This window comes from Fibrobacter sp. UWB4 (assembly GCF_002210345.1).
Lineage (GTDB): Bacteria > Fibrobacterota > Fibrobacteria > Fibrobacterales > Fibrobacteraceae > Fibrobacter.
In genome coordinates this window covers 56,521-75,882 of the sequence record NZ_MWQI01000011.1, presented here as the reverse complement: position 1 = coordinate 75,882, position 19,362 = coordinate 56,521, and the positions used below count along the sequence as shown (strand labels likewise).

Below are 19,362 nucleotides of genomic sequence, written 5' to 3'. Positions count from 1 at the left end.
AAAATCACAAGATTGAGTGTATTTTCTATAAGGGTAACATCTTCAGGGAGTTGTGGATGCGGTGTAAAAATATTGTCTTCAGTTTGATTTTAATACTCTTATGTGCAGCTATTCCGTCAATAGCCGCCGAGTACAATATTCTTGTCAAAAACGAAACGACCCAAAATAGCGGTGCCGATCTCTATGTCAAAATGCAATATAAGGACAGAGGGATTACCCGCTCAACCACATGCACCAAGCTCAGAAGCTATGGTGACAACAAGTTCTACGTCAAGGCGACAACAGATGCCGCCAGCGAGCCGAAACTAACATTCTACACCAACAGCACATGCTCTAACAGAAATTCCATAGGAAGCATATCCCCGTTAGAGGGCACTGATCCAGCCGCAGAGAACCTGATCGTCACTATTGACGATATTGGCGTTACACTGACCAACAGCCCGGAACCCATCGAACCGCCGGAGACCTCAAATCCAGGCGGACCTGGAGATGATCCGCGCCCACCCACGACGACCAGAAAACTGATCCGCTTCTTCACCCCCTGGACAAACACATCGGCAATCCTCTACGTTTCGGGCGGCGATTCTGTCAACATGACCTCCGTCAAGAACTATTGCGGCTGGTTTGAAGCAAGAATCACCCCGCCGCAAGGATCGCTCCAGGTTTACTTCAAGCAGACCATCGGCTACGACTATGTAGGCGATATCCATTACACCAAAATAAATCCAGCAACTCAAAGCATCTTGCTTTCTCTCGACAGCGCTGCAGCCAAAACCGACACCATCTGGGTCAAGGCCGGTAAAGAAGTCGGGAGTGCAACGACTGTTTACGAAAAATACCCAGGCATTCTGGGTGACTGCCCGACGAAAAAGCTCCCCGTGATGATGTTCGACTGGCTGCATGGCACCAAGGGCGATGGCGACATCAAGACATCGATCAACCGTCGCGATTCTACCGTGACGACGGCTTACGCCAACGGAGCCAAGGACCTCGACCCTGATTTCGGCCCCATGTACGCCACCAGTGACGACTTCGGCTCTGGCGGATGCGCCGGGAGCAATTCTCCGGAAGGCAACATGAAGGGCATGGTCGAGGAATATCTCGGGCCAAACGGAGTTCCCGTCCGTGCAGCGAACTTCCCCGAAAAATGCAAGATCACGGAACATTTGAACAACTGGTTCCTGCCGCAAGTCGTGGCCCAGAAGAACGGCAAGGAATACTCCAACGCGACCTGTCGCTCCATCGAACTGAATCTTGACAACAACGGCCTCTGGCTTGGGCAAAAAGACAACAAGAGCCCCGAAGGCGGCCTCTTCCTGCTCGACGACTTCCAGTACCTCGATGCCGAAAACACCGTCAAGAACCCGTTCTACGACAACATCTCCGCCAACGGCAAAAGGCACAACTACGGCTTTACGATGAAGATCCAGGCAACGTTCGAATACGTTCCCGGCCAGTACTTCGAATTCTTTGGCGACGATGACGTGTGGGTGTTCATCAACAACCGCCTCGTCGTGGACATCGGCGGACAGCATACCCAGGTTTTGGGCGCCGTCGATCTCGATACGCTCGGACTTACCGAAGGCAAGAACTATCCGTTCCACATTTTCTATGCCGAACGCCATACGTCCCAGTCCAACTTCATGATGAGAACTTCGATCGACCTGAAGACTGACGCAAGCCTGTTCTATCAGGGCGGAGACGTCAACGGCGTTCTTGATTACAAGATCTACCAGATCATCCGCGAACAGGCGCTCTCCTGCGACTTCTCCGGTGCAACTGTTAAAGACACCGTAGACGCCCCCTCGAACTTTACATTATTCGGCGGAGCCTACTCCGAAGGGATCGCCCTAGACAGTGTAGGAGTCTGGTTCGGAGGCATCACGATCAAGCCGGGCTACACAGGCTTCACCATCGATACCGCACAAATCAAGAGCAAGCGCGCTCTCCCACCGGGAACGTACCAATTACGCTTCTCATTGCAGAAAGACGAAACCCAGTATGACGAAATTACATTCGTTATCGACAAGTACACATCCCCTCCTATCGTCTACGCCCTTGTTGACGAAAAGAACAACTGGAACAATATCGGAAACGATGTTGACGGCAATACCGTTACGCTCGGCAAATGGGTGAACACGCGTTATCCGGTAAACGTCATGTTCGACGACGGGTCAGTATTTGACGACATCGTGTACGTCACTACATCCAACCCAAGACTTATCCCCTGCGACGAAAACGGCAACAGCATATCGGCAATCACCCTCAAAAAGGGAAAAGCGACATTCTACGTCAAGGCGACGGCCCCAGTTCAGGACGTCACGCTCATGGTGAGCAGCGCAGACGAAGCCCAAAAAGCTTACTGGAGACACATCTCGTTTATGGAACCGCCTGTACCGCAAGTTGTATTCGCATGCATCTTCGACAGGAATGGCGACGGCCGTGGCGACAGCGTCTATGCAAAGCTGAACAAGCCCATGAATTCACTGAACAATAACTTTGTCAGCATGGATTCCGTGCAACTTGAATTTGGTGAAAAGTTCCCGACAATTATCGGAAGCCCGGCAGTTCCAGGCAGCAACATCACGTCAAACGACCGCGACAGCTCCATCGCCATCGTTTCTCCCAATGGCGGCTTCGGAACTGTACCGTTTACCGGCGGTGCCGAGAAAATCTATAGCGGAAAAATTACACCGTTCTGGAAGTACTCCGAAGGTGGAGTTCCGACAGTCATCAATCTTACAAGTGACGTAACGGACTCCGTCGGTCCTGTAATTACGGCCGCTGAAATTTCATACAGCGAAGACGGTTCGACAATCCTTGCGCTCACATTCAGTGAAGGTCTCGACTGCGAAAACGACATCGATGCAAGCTACTTCATATACTTCTTCAAACAGACAAACCTGGAAAGGACAGATGTCGTTCCTGAAATCATCGCCAAGGATACAAAAGCAAAATGGAGGCTAGTCTTTAGAAGCACAAGCAACGACAAGGACAACATCCCGGTCATGGGCGACTCCATCAGGATGGTGCATGGCATCCACATGGACCTGCTCCACAGAACTACACCAGCAAACAATCCGTTCGTCCGCATCTCCGGCGAACAGAAAGTTATCGTTACAAGTCCTCCAGTCGTAACAATCGGCGAGTCGGATTCTTCAAAGGCAATTATCAGGAATCCAAACCCAACCGTGCCAAAGATTATTCAGTCGGATAAACCGATAACCGTGAAGGACCTTGCCAAGACCTACGGCACACAAGGACATTATCTCGGCGACTTGAGCCTTTCGAGCCTGGTCAAAGACGAGGTCACAAATCTTGTATCCGCCATCAAGAACGATAACGCCAAGTGCATCGAGCTATACGGCAAGACTCTTGAAGAAATTCTCAACGAAGTTCAATCAGGAGCCATAAGCATCAACAAAGCGAAAAAAGAATACAAGCTAAGCGATGAACTTGTAGATGCCTACAAGAACGAAATTATCAATACGGTTGATGTCACCGGTATCGCAAACGGCAACTCTTCTGTTATTGAAAAAATCACAAAAACAATTGCTGAGAAAACAGTTCTTGAATACAAGACCCAGTATTTCACAAGTCTTGGCATATTCGTGAACAGCAATTCCGGATCGCTCAGCTGTACGGATACGCTCTACAACGGCAACTGCCTTGACGACGACAAGGACGGCAAGATATTCCTCGCCTGGAACATGAAGTCCAAAAAGAACAGACTCGTCGGTACGGGCGTTTACATAGCAAGACTTTCGTACAAGATCCGAGTCGGGAAGAGCACCAAGGTGGACCGTACGCAAGATTTCCTCTGGGGTGTCCGACATGGCAAGACAAAGGGCTTTACCATCGACCTGAACACGGATGAGTAAGTTTCGTTCTCTCTAAAGGCGCCTGCCATGCAGGCGCTTTTTTTGTGCGAAATTTTAAGGATAAATGATAAAAAGGAGATTCCCGCTTTCGCGGGAATGACAGGATCCAGCGGGAATGACAGTGTAAAAAAAGAATTCGTCGGTGTTAGCCGGCGAATTCTTTTACGCTTATTGCGTGAATGCCTTCGCGAGAATCGCGGGAGACAACTTATGCAAAGTTGTACAGATCCGTGATGTCTTCGCCCGACTTGTCGTACATCCAGAACTGGTTGACATGAGCATATTCATCTTCCACGAGGGAAATCTTGATGTTGTGCTTGTATTCCAGATAGTTGAACATGCGGTTCAAGTCCTTGCAAAGAACATCGACAACCTGGGCGCTCACGACGAGAGTCACTTCGCGGAGACGACCCTTGGTGTGGGCGCGGGCGAGCCAGCGGTCGATCATGCCGAGCGTCGATTCGAGCGTTGCGATGCGGCCACTGCCGTTGCAAACCGGGCAGCATTCGGTCTTTTCAGTCATGAGGTTCACGCGGACGCGCTTACGGGTGACTTCCATGAGGCCGAACTGGCTGATCGGGGCCGGGCTAATCGGAGCCTTGTCGCGGCGGATCGCCTTGCGGAATTCCTGGTAGACGGCTTCGCGGTCTTCATCGGTTTCCATATCGATGAAATCGATGATGATGAGGCCGCCCACATCGCGGAGGCGCAGCTGCTTTGCGATTTCGTGGCAAGCATCGAGGTTTGTCTCGAGAATGATCTTGCCCTGGTCCTTGCCATGAACCTTCGGACCCGTGTTCACGTCGATAGAGACGAGAGCTTCGGTCTGTTCGATGACGAGGTTGCCACCGCGCGGAAGCGGTACCTGACGCTGCAAGGAGCGAGCGTAGTCGTTTTCAATCTTGAAGTATTCAAACAAGCTTTCACTGGAACTCCAGAGCTTGACCTTGTCGAGCTTATCCGGAGAAAGAACCTTCAGGTAATCGCGGAGAGCAAAGTACTCGTCGCGGTTGTCGATATACACGTAGTCCGTGTTGTCGCCGAAGTATTCGCGAACCGTCTGTTCGATGGAATCGGATTCTTCGTAGATGCAGGTCTCAGGCGGCATGGTTTCGAAGTTGTACTTCGTCTGTTCCCACTTGCTCTCGAGTTCGCGCATCTGCTTGTTGATTTCGAATTCGGATTCGTTGAGGCCGTTGGTACGGACGATGTAGCCCACGTCGCGGCCCTTGAGGCGGCGCACGACCTTCTTGAACTCGCGGCGCTTGACCGGATCGCGTTCACGCTTGGAGACGCCGACGAAATTAGTGCCCGGCATGCAGACCAGGAAGCGGCCAGCAAAGCTCAAGTGAGTCGTCAAACGGGCACCCTTGGTGCTGATCGGTTCCTTGACCACCTGCACCATGATTTCCTGGCCTTCCTGGAGAATTTCGTCGATCGAAATTTCCTTAGAAGCATCGCCTTCATCATCATCGTCACCATATTCGCGGCGCAACAGTTCGTTGCGATCCATGGCGTCTTCCTGATGCAAAAAGCCAGCCTTCTCAAGACCAATGTCAATGAATGCCGCCTTTAGTGCGGGAAGCACCTTCTGAACGACACCCTTATAAATATTGCCCAGAACTCGATTAGAGGAAACACCTTCAACAACCAATTCCGCAAGTTCGCCATCTTCCATGATAGCTATGCGCTTTTCGTACGGTGTTTTGCTAATCAAGATTCCGCGCTTACACTTATTTGCCATTAAAACTCCTAAAGGGTAAAGCAAAACTTGATAGATATCCCCAAGACCAGTCCAAAAGTATGGACCGCATCCGAGCTCCCGATGTTTCTTGACGGAAAGTACCGCCAGCCTGCAAAGCAGAGCCTGGGGACCTTAAATATAATAAGTAGGCAGTAGGCAGTAGGCAGTAGACAGTTAAAATGTAGGGAAAAATAGGAAGTAGGAGAGATTAGTTGGCAGTTGGCAGAACTTAGTTGGCAGTGGGAAGAGTTTAGAATTTAGGGACGTCATCCTGACACCGTAGGTGGAAGGATCCAGTAAAGTTAGACGAGAGGCGAGAGAACGCCCTTTGGGCTACAGACGAGAGAAATTTTAGCTTGCAGAACTTAGAGAATAACTATTGACCAATAACTAACGACTAATTAAATTAATCTGCGATGAGCCAAAAACCGTTTCCAAAAGACAAAGCATCCTTAAAAGCGTACGAGAGGCGAGTTCAAAATTTCACGCTCGGGCGGCTCGAAAAAGAATGGGAAGCCGTCAAAGATGACCCGACACCGGAACGTAGAGATATCGTCGCTAAGGAACTCCGTGAATGGGAGAAAATGCGAAACGAAGCAAATCGCGACTTCACAAAGTACACACTTCTCTTTGATCTAATAATTGGCGCATGCGCAACCAAATACCTTTACTTGTTCGTAGGCATTATCAAACGAATACTTGGCGCCCCTCCGCATCCAGAAATCCAATTTACGGATTACCTTCCCTATTTTCCATATTCTTGCGCCATCGTCTGCTTAACATTTTGCATTTATTCCGTTTGGAACGAAAAGAAAAAAAATTTTATTGACAAAATAAAAGAATTTGGTCATACCGTAATCACAGAAGTAATTTCCGTCTTTTTCACTGCAAACGGTCTTGTCGGGCTTATTTTTGGTAGCTATTACGGATTTTTCGTTACGCCGGGACCGGTTGTTTCGCGCTTCATTTCAGGCATCATCGTCGCTTTGTCCATCTTCTACCTCTATAACGATCAAGCAGGCAAGTACAAAGGATTTTTTTTCAAAAGCGCAATCCTGCTAGTTTTAATTTCACTTGCTTTGGAGCAAATCGGACGGTTGACAATTTTGTAAATTCATTCGCATGCAAGAAGAAAAGACTCAAACCGAAGAATCTTTAGAAGCGTTCAAGAACCGCATTCGCAAGCTATCGTACGATGAACTTTATGACGAGCTGGACGCCGCCGAAAAAGCAGAGTCCGAAGAACGCATTGCAATCGTCGAAAAAAGGATAGACGAACTTGAGCCTATTGAAAAAAAGAAAAAGGAACTCCAAAAGGAGCAGGAAAACTTCAAGAAAGCCATAACAATGTGGCCCCTAGGCACTGTTTTTGGAGGCATTTACGTGGCAGAGCAAATCGTTTATTTCATGCAAAATAAACAATTTGGTTCAAAGGAAGCACTCAAGTCAATCAGCCTCACTGATATTCTAACTTACACTCCTTACACAGGCGCAATTGTCGGCTTACTTATATTTTATTCATGGAGCTATCTGCGTCAAATTAAAAGACCACTAGATTTCGGCATCACCGGACTTTGTTTATCTAAAGCGGCACTGGGATTACTCACAGGAAGCTTTCCCGGATTTTTCATAACGCCGGAAGCCACTTTTTCTCGAGTTATCGGCTGTATCGTCGCTGCGCTTTCGCTGGTATTCATGTACAACATGATTACAAAAAAGCGAACTGGCGTTTTTTTCGACAACGCATGGCCATTGCTATTGATAACTATTGTAGTCGAACAGATTGGCTGGTTGAAATATTTATAACCAACAACCATTGACTAACGACTATTGACTAAAAACTACTTCGTAATAAAGTAATCTTCCGGATTGACAGGCGTACCGTTTACGCGGATTTCGTAGTGCAAGCCGAGACTTGACTGAAGTCCGCTCTGCCCAATGAGCGCAATCGGATCGCCGCGGCGAACTTTGTCGCCCTTCTTAACAAGAGTTTCACCAAGATGCGCATAGAACGTCTTCACGTGTTCCATGTGTTCAATCTTCATTGAAAGTCCAAAACCACGATGCTTGCGGACTTCGACAACGGTACCCGCGCCAGGCGCATAGACGGTATCGCCTTCGGCAGCCAAGAAGTCAACTCCACGGTGCGGAAGTTCCTGGTCCGTGAATGCATCAAAGACCATTTCAAAACGGCTCTTGATATCGTGATGGTTCTTGAGCGGATGCAAAACGGGAACATGCGCCGCGAGCGCAGAATCAGCCTCAAGCTTGTTGAGCGTCTTGCGAAGCGTCGATCTCATGTCATGCAAATTCTTTTTCGGAGACTCATCCTCCGACACCGCATTTTCAAGCGTAAAGCCAAGCCCGCCGAGTTTCAAGGTGCTATCGCGTACGATACGCGTTTCTTCGATTTTCAAAATTGTCGTATCGACCACGGTGCGGATTTTCTTGATTTCGTTCTTGATGACCGAATTCTGGTGATAGACATCCATCAGATTGCCATTAGACAAGTTCTCCACAATTTGCACTGGCGAAAACATAATGAATCCAAGAATCGCACAGACTGTTAAAACAAAGTAAATAATTACTTTTTTCACAGAGAAAGTGACATCTTTCCCGCGAGAATCCTTATTCGGGTAGATGTGGACCTCAAGCTTTTTCACTAGGACCTTCGGTTTTGTTCAATTTCTGTTCAAGTTCTGCGACCTGTTTCTTGATTTCAAAGATGGCACCCACAGCTTCGACAGCAGATGGATCATCCTTGATGGAGTCCAGACGGCCTTCCTGAATAGCCTCATAGACCTTTTGTCCGAGCAACTGGAACTTATTTCTGAGCTTACACTCTACCATCGACAATTCAACGCGAGAAAGCACGTTGGCAGCGCAGTCCTTTGCCGTATTTTTAAGCTTATTTAGAGTATTTTCATTCATAATATCTTCCGACTAGCCTTTAAAATAGTAGATTTTTCGATATAAAACAACGGAGATTTTTCTATGAGTCGCAGCGATCGCAGAAGAGCAAAGCAAAACGTCAAAAAATTCGTTCCAAAGAAGTCAAACGCGCTGGATAAACGAGTCATCGTACTCCTCGCCATCATTGTCGTTGTGTTTTTCGTAGGAACAATGATCATCCAGAGAGGCTAATTAATGAAGTTCACTATCCAGAAGAATGTTTTGCAGGATGCACTGCAAGCGGCAATTAGCGCCGTTCCGAACAAGTCCACCATCCAGATCCTCAACAACTTTTCGCTCCGCCTCGAAGGTAACTTCCTCGAAGTGAGTGCAACCGACCTCGACCTCGGTATCAGGGTCAAGGTGGAAGTGCAGGGCGAACGTGATGGCGCAGTCGTCATCAACGCACGCAAGCTGTTCGATCAGGTGAAGAGCCTCGTGGACCCGAGCATCACAAACATCACATTCGACGCACAGGATTACTTGGTCAAGATCCAGTGGAGTGAACGCGGTAAGGCAAGCATCATTGGCTTTGACGCGAACGACTTTCCGCCGTTCCCGGAAATTGAAAATGGCGAAACATTGAACATCGCCGCAAGCGAACTTGCATTCCTCGCCGAAAAGACATTGTTTGCAACATCTACCGACTCCACGCGCTTGAGCTTGAACGGTGTGTTCCTCGAAGCGAAGGACGGCAAGATTTCCATGGTCGCAACAGACGGTCACCGTTTGGGCCGCGCCGCCATCGACCAGGAAGGCGCAGAACTTTCGAACGGCGTCATCATCCCGCACAAGGCATTGCAGTACATCCTGCACATGGCGAAGGGCGACTCCACGGTTGAAGTCCGCACGTCTGCAACGCACATCCTCTTCAACACGGGTTCCATCCAGGTCATCTCGAAGCTTTACGAAGGACCGTATCCGAGCTACCGCTCTGTGATCCCGCAGCAGTTTGAACGCACCGCTCAGGCCAACACCACGGAATTCCAGAACAAGATCCGCAGCGTGATTTCCATGGCTAACGCACGTACCCGCAAGATCCGCTTGCAGTTCGACGGCAACATTCTCGAACTCAGCGCCACAGACCCGGATGTCGGCGGCGATTCTCGCGAAGCACTCGCTATCACGCACAACGGCGAAGGCAGCTTCTGCATTGGCTTCAACGGCCAGTTCCTCGCAGAAATCCTCGGCATGTGCAAGAGCGAAGAAGTCATCATGAAGATGAACAATCCGCTTGGCGCTTGCATCATCGAGCCGGTTGGCGAAAACATGAACTTCTCGTTCTTGTTGATGCCGACGCACCTCACCGACAACTAGTCGCGGTCGTGAAAAATTTAAAGGCTCTCGCGAGAGAGCCTTTTTTAATGAGTCATTTTAGAACCGCCGCGCGCAAAGAGAAATTCGCGAGCTTCGGATAAAGTAATTATGCCGAGTCAAATTCGTAAACGAGTCAATAAGAAAATCACAAAAGCCATTCACGACTTCAACTTGATTGAAGACGGAGACCGCGTGCTTATCGCCACAAGCGGTGGCAAGGATTCCAGTGTGCTGTTGATGGAACTCGCCGCACGACTCGGCAAATTCGGGCCCAAGTGCGAACTTGCCGCCATCCACATTCAAAGCGATTTTGCAGACAAGGCTCCCCGCGAATTTTTGCAACGAATGGCAGAAGAATACCCGCAAGTGCCGTTCTATTTTAAAGACGTCGCCGTAGAAGCACGTCTCAAGGAAGGTCGCAAGCTCAATTGCTACTGGTGCAGCACGCAGCGCCGCACGGAACTCATCAAGTTCGCAAGCGAAAACAACTTCAACAAGATTGCACTCGGCCACCACATGGATGACATCGTCGAGACGCTCTTGATGAATATGCTATACAAAGGCGAGTTCAGCGGCATGCCGCCCATGGTGCCATACGAAAAGTACCCGTGCAGCATTATCCGCCCGCTCTGCTACTGCGAAGAAAGCGAAATCATCGCGTATGCCGAAGACGCGGACATCCGCAAGTTCACCTGCACCTGCGAATTCTCGAAAGCAAGCCACCGCAAGACCATCCGCGAAGAAATCAAGAGCTTGACGAAAGGAAGCTCCACGCTCAAGGCAAATTTGTTCGAAAGCATGCGGAATATCAGGATGGATTATTTGTTGTAAGAAAAGTCTTTGTCATATACGCACTCGTTACATGCATAGGAGCGTTCCTATGCAGTTGCAGCTGGCAAAAAGCAAGCGTCAAAGAAGGCATATTCGATGTATATGCTCCAACGCCTTTTACTGGAGCGGCATTTTCCATGGATGAAAAATCCAGAGCCATGCGAGCAAGTGTACAAATCCGTTCTTACGGCAAGGAAACATGGCAACTCGAAGACATTCAAAACGACGACATCCACGAAGATGGAGTTAAATTACAAGGAGGGGATGCGAATATCGCTTACCGATTCAAAAGATTCCCCATAACAGGTTCATTTGATTATTTTAGCAAAAATGAACTTTCTTTATGGGGTGCAGGAATCGGGCTTGACCCATACCCTTTTATCCGAGGCTCTATTGGAATAAACTCACGATACATTGAAGTTGGTGTAACAGCATATCTAAACGCCAGCATGAACACATCCAACAACAAGATTGAATGGGTATCCCATGAATACCAAGGAATAGCGTACGGTTATGAAAACTATACTGGAAAAGAAGAAGGCGAATATCAAGAATTCAAACTCCACGGAGGCTTTGGAGGATTCATTAATTTTTTTCCGATAAAGTTCATCGCCATTTCATACGCGCCGTTCTTTTACAGGCCCTGGTGGGATGACGAAGTTCGCGATTACGAAATTTCATTCCGTTTTCCATTCATCATTTCGCAATATTTGGGGGTATCCATCCTCATAGCAAAGCACGTACAACTTTCTGCAGGAGCAACACTCTATTTGAGTCCAGCCGTTAAAGGAAGCTATTGGTTTTTCGATTCAGGAATTGGATTTGTATTCTGACGGCAAGAATAGCGACGATACCATTCTTTCACTTGCTCACCATCCCTAAAACGTTGGCATGCACGTTTATTATTTTTGTTTACCACCCCACCTACAATATACGCTGTAGGTAATCCAACAAACGCACCCATTGCAAAGCCTCCAGTGAAAGCACCTTTGCCTCCGCCAACAATAGCCCCCACAATCGCCCCAACTCCAGCCACTGCACCAAATCCAATCAATCCGGCTTTGATTTCACTTGTATATGAGATCGAATCCAAATCACATGGCAAAAAATCATTGCTGTAATAAGTATTTGTTTTTTGCAGATAAGGTTCATACGCCCAAACCAAATCAGACTTTAAATCATAGCAAACAGATGTTGCAGCTACAAAAATTGAGCTTTTTGTATTACGTGTAAACTTAAGGAATAAAATCTTATCTTTATCAACTTCGTACATCGCAGTTTCAGGCGACAAATTTTGGGATGGTAAGTTTTCCGAAATGTCATTATATTCGTGAATCATCGCATCATTTCTCGCCATGATTTCCGCCGAATCATCTACTAGAGAAACCGAAGATGAATATTCCTGTTTTGGCGTTTTTTTCTGCTCAGATTCATTCTCCATCGCAATTTTTGGGATGAAATCATTAACAATAATTTTATCTGCATATTCTCGTTCTGCCGTAAATGTCGTTATAGACGGCACAACATGGATACTAAATTCAACGGAAACGGCAAAAGAAGAAAAGGAACAAACCCACCGACAATACCACCAACTAAAGCGGTCGTCGTATTTCTATCATAATCATCCGTCACAACGATAGTTGAATCATAAATAATTTTTCCCAAATGGTTCAAAGTAATTCGATGTTCTCCCACTGGGAGTGGTGCGTTTAAAGGAGTCGTCCCTATAAAAACACCATCCATGCTTACAGCAGCATTTCCCAAAGCATTCGTAATAATGACTTTACCCTTCGTTCCTTTATTAGGAATATTTTTTGCGGTATTGAAAGAAGCCGCACACCCATACAGCAAAAACGAAAGCAAAATGACGACTAAATACTTGTACATTTCGATACCAACAGTATCAACAATTTAGAAACAAATTAGATTATCGGACACAGCGCACGGAGCGAAAGTCCTCTTTCGCAAACGCATTTAAACTCGCAGCATCACTGCTGAACAACAAGAACAAATAATACGCATTCGATTCCGGATTTTCAGCATCTTCGGTTGCGCTCCAGAAATACGCATAACCGCCGATGCCATCGAACTTGCCACCCATAATTGCACCATCATCCGCTTTCAAGATTGCGCCGCGATAGCCCGCCGGGAGCGCGTTGAATCCGAATTCATCAGAGCCGTTTCCTTTCTTGAACCAACCATCGCGAGATTTTAACGCCTCGCCAACTTTATTTGAGACCGCATCGGGAGCGCCAGCGTCGGGCTGCGCGAGGAGCTGCGCAAAGTCCGCCTTCGTTGGGAGGCGCCATCCCTCAGGGCAAATCGTTTTCGCCTCCGCCCATGTATAGAGCCGCCCCAACCGTTTGCAATTGCGAGTATCACCATCTGGGCAAGCACTTGTTTCCGTTTCGTAATTCAGATTTTCCGCCATCCACGTGAGATCGCCAATCTTCACAACATCATAACTCTGCCCGTCACGCCGATCCGTGAAAGACTCAGAACAAGCCGAGAGGAGGAAGGAAAGAGAGGCGATAAAGAAAGAGGTATGGAGTGAAATGCGCATAGGGAGAATTTAAAAAAATGTTTTTCATCATAAGAATTGCGGGGAACAGACCTATTCCTAATTTCCCAATATCCCGTTTTCTTAGAAACTATACGAACCACTTAAAATGTCAGGTTTGTATGATTTCAATATCATCGGGATTATCAAAGCCATTCAACAAAACTATACCGCAAGGCCGAAGAAGAAATTGTGTGGGGGTAAAGAAAACGAAGTCCCTACCCTCTACGCCCAACCTCTTGCTCGATTTGTCGCAATTCTTCCATGTCTGCTTTATCGGCATCAATGGCATCTTGCTTTTTGCGACGGAGGGCAAACTCGTCGTAAATTTCAGAAACATGCGATTCCATCTGCTTATTTGAAATACGCCCTGCATTGCGTAACACGTTTTTATTTTGGAAATTAAGCAAGGCATCTACATTATTGCGCCAGAAATCCAGCGTCAAGTCCCGGCGTTCCTTCACACGCAATTCCGCAGAGTCCAGGAACAGCACCGTCAAACGGTTCAGCGAATCGATTTCGTCGTGAGTCAGATAATTCTTGGCAATATAAATATCCTGCTTGCGGAGTTCATCGAAATAATCGGGCCTGCCATCTGGATTCTTGAGGCGCTCATCATCAATATCAAAACCCTTCACCAAGAACTGTTTTAAGTGCTGGTTCGCCCAAATTCGAAACTGAGTCCCCCGCTTACTACGGACCCTAAAACCAATGGCCAAGATCATATCCAAGGAGTAAAACCGGACATTGTAATTCTTGCCATCTGCGGCAGTTGTAAAGTAACACTTTACAACTGAATTTTCGTCCAATTCCTTGTCCTGCAAGACATTGGCGATGTGTATATTGATATTTGGAACCGAGGTGGCAAAAAGTTCGGCAATCTGGCCGTTAAATATACTTACAAGTGGATGACAGGAAATGACAAACTGATAAAAAAATCCATCACCACCCCCTCAATAGCAGCCTTCCAGTTTCTTTATTATCTCGCGCCTCGCCTGCTTAATCGGGTTGGAATCGTCAGCGACCGCCTCGTCAATATATTCGCGGATTTTGCAACTGAACTTGTCTTGGTCCAAAAGCTCGCCCATGGTCTGCTGGGAACCGGGCCAAATCATGCTACGCGCACGAGGAATTGTAAGGAACGGGGAAGACATGGGGATTTATAGCAAAAATCCTCGTCTAATAAATTTCCATAATTTTTACATTTTGTCCCAAAATGCTTGACTTTTGTCCCAATATTGTTTATATTAAGGACAAGGAAGGCCAAGTCCATGAAAAAGAAGAATGTCATCAATCTGATTCGCTATTACGCCGAGAAAAACGACCCCGCATTCCGCGAGGAGGCATACGAAATTGCCCGGGATTTTGACGCTAGCGGCGATTTTCAGCTTTCGGAATACATCATGGCCCTTATGTCCAGCGCGAACGCCTTTGTGCCGCAAATGCACGAAGACCAGATGACCTTTTTCCGCAAGGTCGCCCCTTCGCACGATTCGCTGCCGCTCCCCACGCCCATTGAAAAGGACGTTATCGGAATCATCAACGCCATCCAGCGGAACATGGGAATCAACAAGTTCCTGTTCCAGGGCGCACCCGGAACGGGCAAGACCGAATCCGTACGGCAAATCGCCCGCATTCTGGAGCGCGACCTGTTCTGCGTCGATTTCGACCCCATCATCGACAGCAAGCTCGGCCAGACGCAAAAGAACATCGCCGCACTGTTCGATGAGCTGAACCATTTTGCGCACCCTGAAAAAATTCTCGTCCTGTTCGATGAGATAGACGCCATCGCCCTCGACAGAACCAACTCTCACGACCTTCGCGAAATGGGCCGCGCCACGTCGGCCATTCTCAAGGGCTTCGACAACCTGAATGAACAGATTACCGTCATCGCCACGACGAACCTTTTCAAGCACTTTGACAAGGCGCTCTCCCGCCGTTTCGATTCCATAGTCGATTTCAACAGATACACGCAAGAAGACCTGCAAGAAATCGCAGAATCTATTTTAAACAGTTTCTTGACCAAGTTCAAAATTGCCGGTCGGAACACGAGGCTATTCTTCAAGATTATCAGCAAGAACGGAAGCCTCCCCAATCCAGGTGAACTCAAGAACATCATCAAGACAGCCGTCGCATTCAGCGATGCAAGCATTGAGTGCGATTACCTTAGACGCTTGTACGAAAAATTCATCGGCCACATTCCAAGCGATTTGCAGCAATTACAGGAACAAGGTTTCACCGTCCGCGAAATCGAAATACTTTCTGGCGTTTCAAAGAGCCAAGTAGCCAGAGCTTTACAAGGAGATAAATAATGAATGACGTTCTCCTTTTAAAAGGGCGATTTGAACACGCTCCTAATCCGACAACATCGGGTGCCCCAAAGCTCCCCAGCAAAGGTGCCGTAACAGCAAAGCATGTCGCATTGCTAATTCAGGAACTTAAAATCGAGCAATCAAGATGGTTGCACGATTCTACACTATCCAAGGCTTTGCTAGATGTACATTATAACCGCATTATTGCCAAAAGCAACCGTATGCGTAGTATCTTCGCATTCAATTGCGACGAGCATATTGTAGGTGCAAAATTTGATAAGACAAAAACAAAACATATCATCACCTACTGCTTTGACAAAGGCGAATTCACCAAGGCGATAGAGCGCCTAGATGACTGCCAAAAAATTATTGAAAACAATTTCGGCGGAGAAGTCACCGCCGAAGATCTAGAGCAATTATCTACGGACACATGGTCAATCAAAGTTATGCACAAAACGCCATTTATGCAGTGCGTAAAAGATTGCTTTTATATAAGTCATTTTGCAAAAGACCGCGCTCCGAAAAATTTAGACGAAACCTCCCTTATTTCCATTTATGACATCGGCGAAGACGCTGTGGATTTGCTAAGAAGTTTCGGCATCGTCATAACCAATGACAGAATCATCAACGGAACTACATTGCAATTAAATCCTCATGAAGTAAGCATCTTGAACAACAAGGCTCCTTACCTTATTGCAATGGCCGTTTCAGATATTTCCAAATACACTAAAGACGATTTTGAAACCGCCGAAGGTGTAAAGCCTCGCATTGCCGAGCCAACAAATGAACCGATTATCGGCGTCATTGATACCGTTTTCGATACAAACGCCTATTTTTCAAAATGGGTTGATTACGTCAACACTGTCTCCGATGAAATCGAAATCAAAAAGGAAGATTCCGAACACGGAACCACGGTTTCTTCAATCATCGTAGATGGCCCAGCGCTTAATCCGGAACTTGACGACGGTTGCGGCCATTTTCGCGTAAAGCATTTCGGCGTTCTTGCCGGAAATGTCGGTAGCACGTTTACCATATTAAAGACCATCAGGCAAATTGTCTCTGAAAATAAGAACATCAAAGTTTGGAACCTTTCGCTCGGTTCAAAACAAGAAATTCCCGAGAACTATATTTCTCCAGAAGCAGCCATCCTTGACAAAATCCAATACGAAAATGATGTAACGTTCATTATCGCAGGAACGAATAAGGATGTTGGCGAAAACGGTGAAAAGCGAATCGGAGCACCGGCAGATTCCATCAATTCCATTGTTGTAAATTCCGTAAATTTTGAAAAGAAACCGGCGTCTTATACACGTACTGGGCCCGTTCTCTCATTCTACAACAAGCCCGACCTCTGCTATTATGGTGGTGACTATAAGAAAAAAATGGTTGCATATGGCCCTAAAGGCATAACGCTAGTTTCTGGAACATCGTATGCGGCGCCATGGATTGCCCGAAAAATGGCCTACTTGATTTATGTCATGGGTTTACGTCGCGAAGTCGCCAAAGCGATGCTCATAGATTCTGCCGCCGGTTGGACCCCAAATGAAGAATCATCGACAAAAATCGGATATGGCGTTGCTCCTAGAAAAATCGACGACATCATCCGCAGTAAGGATGACGAAATCCGTTTTATTTTGATGGGCGAATCTCAACAATACAATACCTATAACTACGGCATCCCCATCCCAATAGCAAACGACACACACCCCTTTGTAGCAAGGGCGACACTCTGCTATTACCCCAACTGTGAACGGAACCAGGGAGTTGATTACACCAACACCGAGATGGAACTCCGATTCGGACGAATCAATGACAAAGGACGAGTGCAAAGCATCAAGGGCAACAAAGAAGAACCCGATGACATCGATGACTTGAATGACTTTACCGAAGAACATGTCCGCCGGTATTTCCGCAAATGGGACAACATCAAGTATATCGCAGACAACTTGACAAGCCGAAGCAAGCCCCGCAAGGTTTACGCCAATGGCAATGGGAATTGGGGTATTAAACTCACTACAATGAACCGTTTAAGACAGCATGACGGCGAAGGACTCCCCTTTGGCGTAGTTGTCACGCTTAAGGAACTTAACGGCAAAAATCGCATAGCCGAATTCATTCAGCAGTGCAGTCTGCGTGGCTGGCTTGTGAACCGAGTAAATGTTGAAATTCTTGTTGAAGTCCGCAACAAGGCTGAAGAAGATATCGTGTGGGAGTAAAACAAATAATAGGGAGAAATTATGGATATTGACGTCTCAATCATAACCACAGCAACAATCATCTCATCTAAGGACCTTTTAAAGAAAATCCTAGGCCCTACTGCAGATTATATAGGTGGAGAAATAAAAAATCTTGTTGAAAAATGTAATATAAATCTCAACAATATTTTTTCGAACGCAAAACAAAAACTTGGCGATAGAATTAACGACAACGGTCAAGTATCTCCAAGAGTTTTAAAAAATATTATAGATGATGGAAAATTTTGCGAAAACGAAATACTTACCGAATATTATGGAGGCGTTTTAGCTAGTTCACGAACTTCAATAGACAGAGACGACAGAGCTATATCTATATTAAATTTGATAAAAGCAATGTCTGTATATCAATTGCGATTGCACTATTTGTTTTATTATTCAGTCTTTAATCTTTTCAAAGATAATCCCATAAATTTAGGAACCGAACCAGACATACAGATTCTCATTTCACTTAATGACTATGATAAAGCTATGGACTTTTCGAAAGAAGAAAATAAAAGTTCCATTCTCCTTCATTCAATTATGGGTCTAAGAAGCCAAGGTTTAATCGGTGATTATTGCGCTATTGGTTCTGATTCTGACAAATCAAAATGTTTATTTCCCTTACCGAAGAATGGGATTATCATGGTACCAACAGTTTTAGGCGCAGAAATGTTTCTTTATGCGCTAGGATATCAAAACGCCTCTGGAATAGATTTAGCAAACGGGAGAATCAAAAGTCTTCCTGAATCTGTCATTGAAAACATTCCAAAGGCCAAAAGAGTTTAACAACGTTCCCAATCACATTCAAAAAAAGTTTTATATGATTCTCGATAACGATCCGCTCGGCCTTTATTGCACCGATATCAAATACGAAGGTTCGACTAGAGCGACCCAGTATTGCATTGACGATTTTATGAAGCGTCTTTATGGCAGTCGTAAAATTACGGACATGACCATTTTAACTTGCCAAAATTATCACGCCCTAATGCTATGCTTTGAAAATCGGGACCTCGTTGTCTTTATCAAAAGCGGATTGACATCAGGTTATCCAGGCACAGGCCCCAATGGAACATCTCTTATTATCCGCCTTGCCGAAGAAGCAGGAATTACTATTAAAGAATTAGATGCCGCACCTTCGCTATTCAAAAGAATCAATTCTTCTCTCGCTACAGTAAAGGATGTAGAATTCATAAAAAAGAACAGCAAGGAAAGTTTTGATTTCGACCGTCTTTGCCTAAAGAATGTCGATAAAGAATATGTCCAACGAGCAAAAGATACCTTCAAAAAGGACAAGGATATCATTTTCGTTAGAAAAGAAGACGAAAAGACGAAGGATGCTGTTGAGATTGATCTGGGGAAAATAAACAAAAAACTAGATATGCTCATAAAGAAATTGGACAAAATTGAAATTAATACCAATAATTCCGGCCTTTCACCAACACTAAAAGAAATCCTGACTATTCTATCGTCTATAAAAACAGTTTTCGGAAGTTAGACATTTGCACCACTAGCATTTTGCAAATTCTTCACC

Annotated in this window: 18 protein-coding genes and 1 pseudogene; 11 read left to right on the top strand and 8 right to left on the bottom strand. The window is 46.3% G+C overall.

Features of this window, described 5'->3' with window-relative positions; translation table 11 throughout:
• The first annotated feature begins 191 nt into the window (after positions 1-191).
• Positions 192-3,881: a fibro-slime domain-containing protein gene (locus B7990_RS13865; RefSeq protein ID WP_254917543.1), complete on the top strand. Its 3,690-nt coding sequence runs from the start codon at positions 192-194 to the stop codon at positions 3,879-3,881.
• Positions 3,882-4,089: 208 nt separating this feature from the next.
• Here B7990_RS13865 and B7990_RS13860 read toward each other — a convergent pair whose 3' ends face one another.
• Positions 4,090-5,625: an Rne/Rng family ribonuclease gene (locus tag B7990_RS13860; RefSeq protein ID WP_088641471.1), complete on the bottom strand. Its 1,536-nt coding sequence runs from the start codon at positions 5,623-5,625 to the stop codon at positions 4,090-4,092.
• 416 nt (positions 5,626-6,041) lie between these two features.
• On the opposite strand from B7990_RS13860, the gene B7990_RS13855 reads away from it, so the two are divergent.
• Together B7990_RS13855 and B7990_RS13850 are read left to right on the top strand one after the other, a co-directional pair.
• Complete coding sequence (locus B7990_RS13855) at positions 6,042-6,737, top strand: hypothetical protein (protein WP_088641470.1); 696 nt, start codon at positions 6,042-6,044, stop codon at positions 6,735-6,737.
• Between the two features lie 10 nt (positions 6,738-6,747).
• Positions 6,748-7,431: a hypothetical protein gene (locus B7990_RS13850; protein ID WP_088641469.1), complete on the top strand. Its 684-nt coding sequence runs from the start codon at positions 6,748-6,750 to the stop codon at positions 7,429-7,431.
• Between the two features lie 35 nt (positions 7,432-7,466).
• Here B7990_RS13850 and B7990_RS13845 read toward each other — a convergent pair whose 3' ends face one another.
• Positions 7,467-8,288: a M23 family metallopeptidase gene (locus tag B7990_RS13845; protein ID WP_088641468.1), complete on the bottom strand. Its 822-nt coding sequence runs from the start codon at positions 8,286-8,288 to the stop codon at positions 7,467-7,469.
• Positions 8,275-8,556 carry a hypothetical protein gene (locus B7990_RS13840; protein WP_088641467.1) on the bottom strand — a complete coding sequence of 94 codons (282 nt, stop codon included), beginning with the start codon at positions 8,554-8,556 and terminating at the stop codon, positions 8,275-8,277. The genes B7990_RS13845 and B7990_RS13840 overlap by 14 nt, the downstream gene beginning before the upstream one ends.
• Positions 8,557-8,619: 63 nt before the next feature.
• On the opposite strand from B7990_RS13840, the gene B7990_RS14980 reads away from it, so the two are divergent.
• The 4 genes from B7990_RS14980 (at position 8,620) to B7990_RS13825 (ending at position 11,558) form a co-directional block, all read left to right on the top strand.
• Entirely contained in the window at positions 8,620-8,769 is a 150-nt protein-coding gene (locus tag B7990_RS14980) for a hypothetical protein (protein ID WP_159462327.1), read from the top strand.
• A gap of 3 nt (positions 8,770-8,772) precedes the next feature.
• Positions 8,773-9,894, top strand: coding sequence for a DNA polymerase III subunit beta (gene dnaN / locus B7990_RS13835; RefSeq protein WP_088641466.1), 1,122 nt, complete (start codon positions 8,773-8,775; stop codon positions 9,892-9,894).
• A 108-nt stretch (positions 9,895-10,002) separates the two neighbouring features.
• Positions 10,003-10,725, top strand: a complete 723-nt coding sequence (locus B7990_RS13830) for a tRNA 2-thiocytidine biosynthesis TtcA family protein (RefSeq protein ID WP_088641465.1) — start codon at positions 10,003-10,005, stop codon at positions 10,723-10,725.
• A 137-nt stretch (positions 10,726-10,862) separates the two neighbouring features.
• Positions 10,863-11,558, top strand: a complete 696-nt coding sequence (locus B7990_RS13825; protein WP_088641464.1) for a hypothetical protein — start codon at positions 10,863-10,865, stop codon at positions 11,556-11,558.
• On the opposite strand, the gene B7990_RS13820 is transcribed toward B7990_RS13825, so the two are convergent.
• The 5 genes and pseudogenes from B7990_RS13820 to B7990_RS13800 form a co-directional block, all read right to left on the bottom strand.
• On the bottom strand, positions 11,519-12,247 hold the full coding sequence (locus tag B7990_RS13820) for a hypothetical protein (RefSeq protein WP_088641463.1): 729 nt from the start codon (positions 12,245-12,247) through the stop codon (positions 11,519-11,521). The genes B7990_RS13825 and B7990_RS13820 overlap by 40 nt on opposite strands.
• Positions 12,235-12,612, bottom strand: coding sequence for a PEGA domain-containing protein (locus B7990_RS13815; RefSeq protein WP_088641462.1), 378 nt, complete (start codon positions 12,610-12,612; stop codon positions 12,235-12,237). The genes B7990_RS13820 and B7990_RS13815 overlap by 13 nt, the downstream gene beginning before the upstream one ends.
• 40 nt (positions 12,613-12,652) lie before the next feature.
• Positions 12,653-13,288 carry a fibrobacter succinogenes major paralogous domain-containing protein gene (locus B7990_RS13810; RefSeq protein WP_088641461.1) on the bottom strand — a complete coding sequence of 212 codons (636 nt, stop codon included), beginning with the start codon at positions 13,286-13,288 and terminating at the stop codon, positions 12,653-12,655.
• A 215-nt stretch (positions 13,289-13,503) separates the two neighbouring features.
• Positions 13,504-14,169 (bottom strand): annotated as a pseudogene (rhuM, locus tag B7990_RS13805) (RhuM family protein); the annotation flags it as partial.
• A 69-nt stretch (positions 14,170-14,238) separates the two neighbouring features.
• A complete protein-coding gene (locus B7990_RS13800; protein WP_176407340.1) occupies positions 14,239-14,400 on the bottom strand; it encodes a hypothetical protein in 162 nt (53 codons plus the stop codon).
• Between the two features lie 156 nt (positions 14,401-14,556).
• Here B7990_RS13800 and B7990_RS13795 point away from each other — a divergent pair, with 156 nt between their 5' ends.
• Genes B7990_RS13795 through B7990_RS13780 form a run of 4 tightly spaced genes read left to right on the top strand, consistent with a single transcriptional unit; the run spans position 14,557 to position 19,326 of the window.
• A complete protein-coding gene (locus B7990_RS13795) occupies positions 14,557-15,597 on the top strand; it encodes an ATP-binding protein (RefSeq protein WP_088641458.1) in 1,041 nt (346 codons plus the stop codon).
• Positions 15,597-17,813 (top strand): S8 family peptidase, encoded by a 2,217-nt coding sequence (locus tag B7990_RS13790; RefSeq protein ID WP_088641457.1) that lies wholly within the window; start codon positions 15,597-15,599, stop codon positions 17,811-17,813. Before B7990_RS13795 ends, B7990_RS13790 begins: the two co-directional genes overlap by 1 nt.
• A gap of 21 nt (positions 17,814-17,834) precedes the next feature.
• Positions 17,835-18,617, top strand: a complete 783-nt coding sequence (locus B7990_RS13785) for a hypothetical protein (protein ID WP_088641456.1) — start codon at positions 17,835-17,837, stop codon at positions 18,615-18,617.
• A gap of 34 nt (positions 18,618-18,651) precedes the next feature.
• Positions 18,652-19,326: a hypothetical protein gene (locus B7990_RS13780; RefSeq protein WP_088641455.1), complete on the top strand. Its 675-nt coding sequence runs from the start codon at positions 18,652-18,654 to the stop codon at positions 19,324-19,326.
• Positions 19,327-19,362 lie beyond the last annotated feature (36 nt).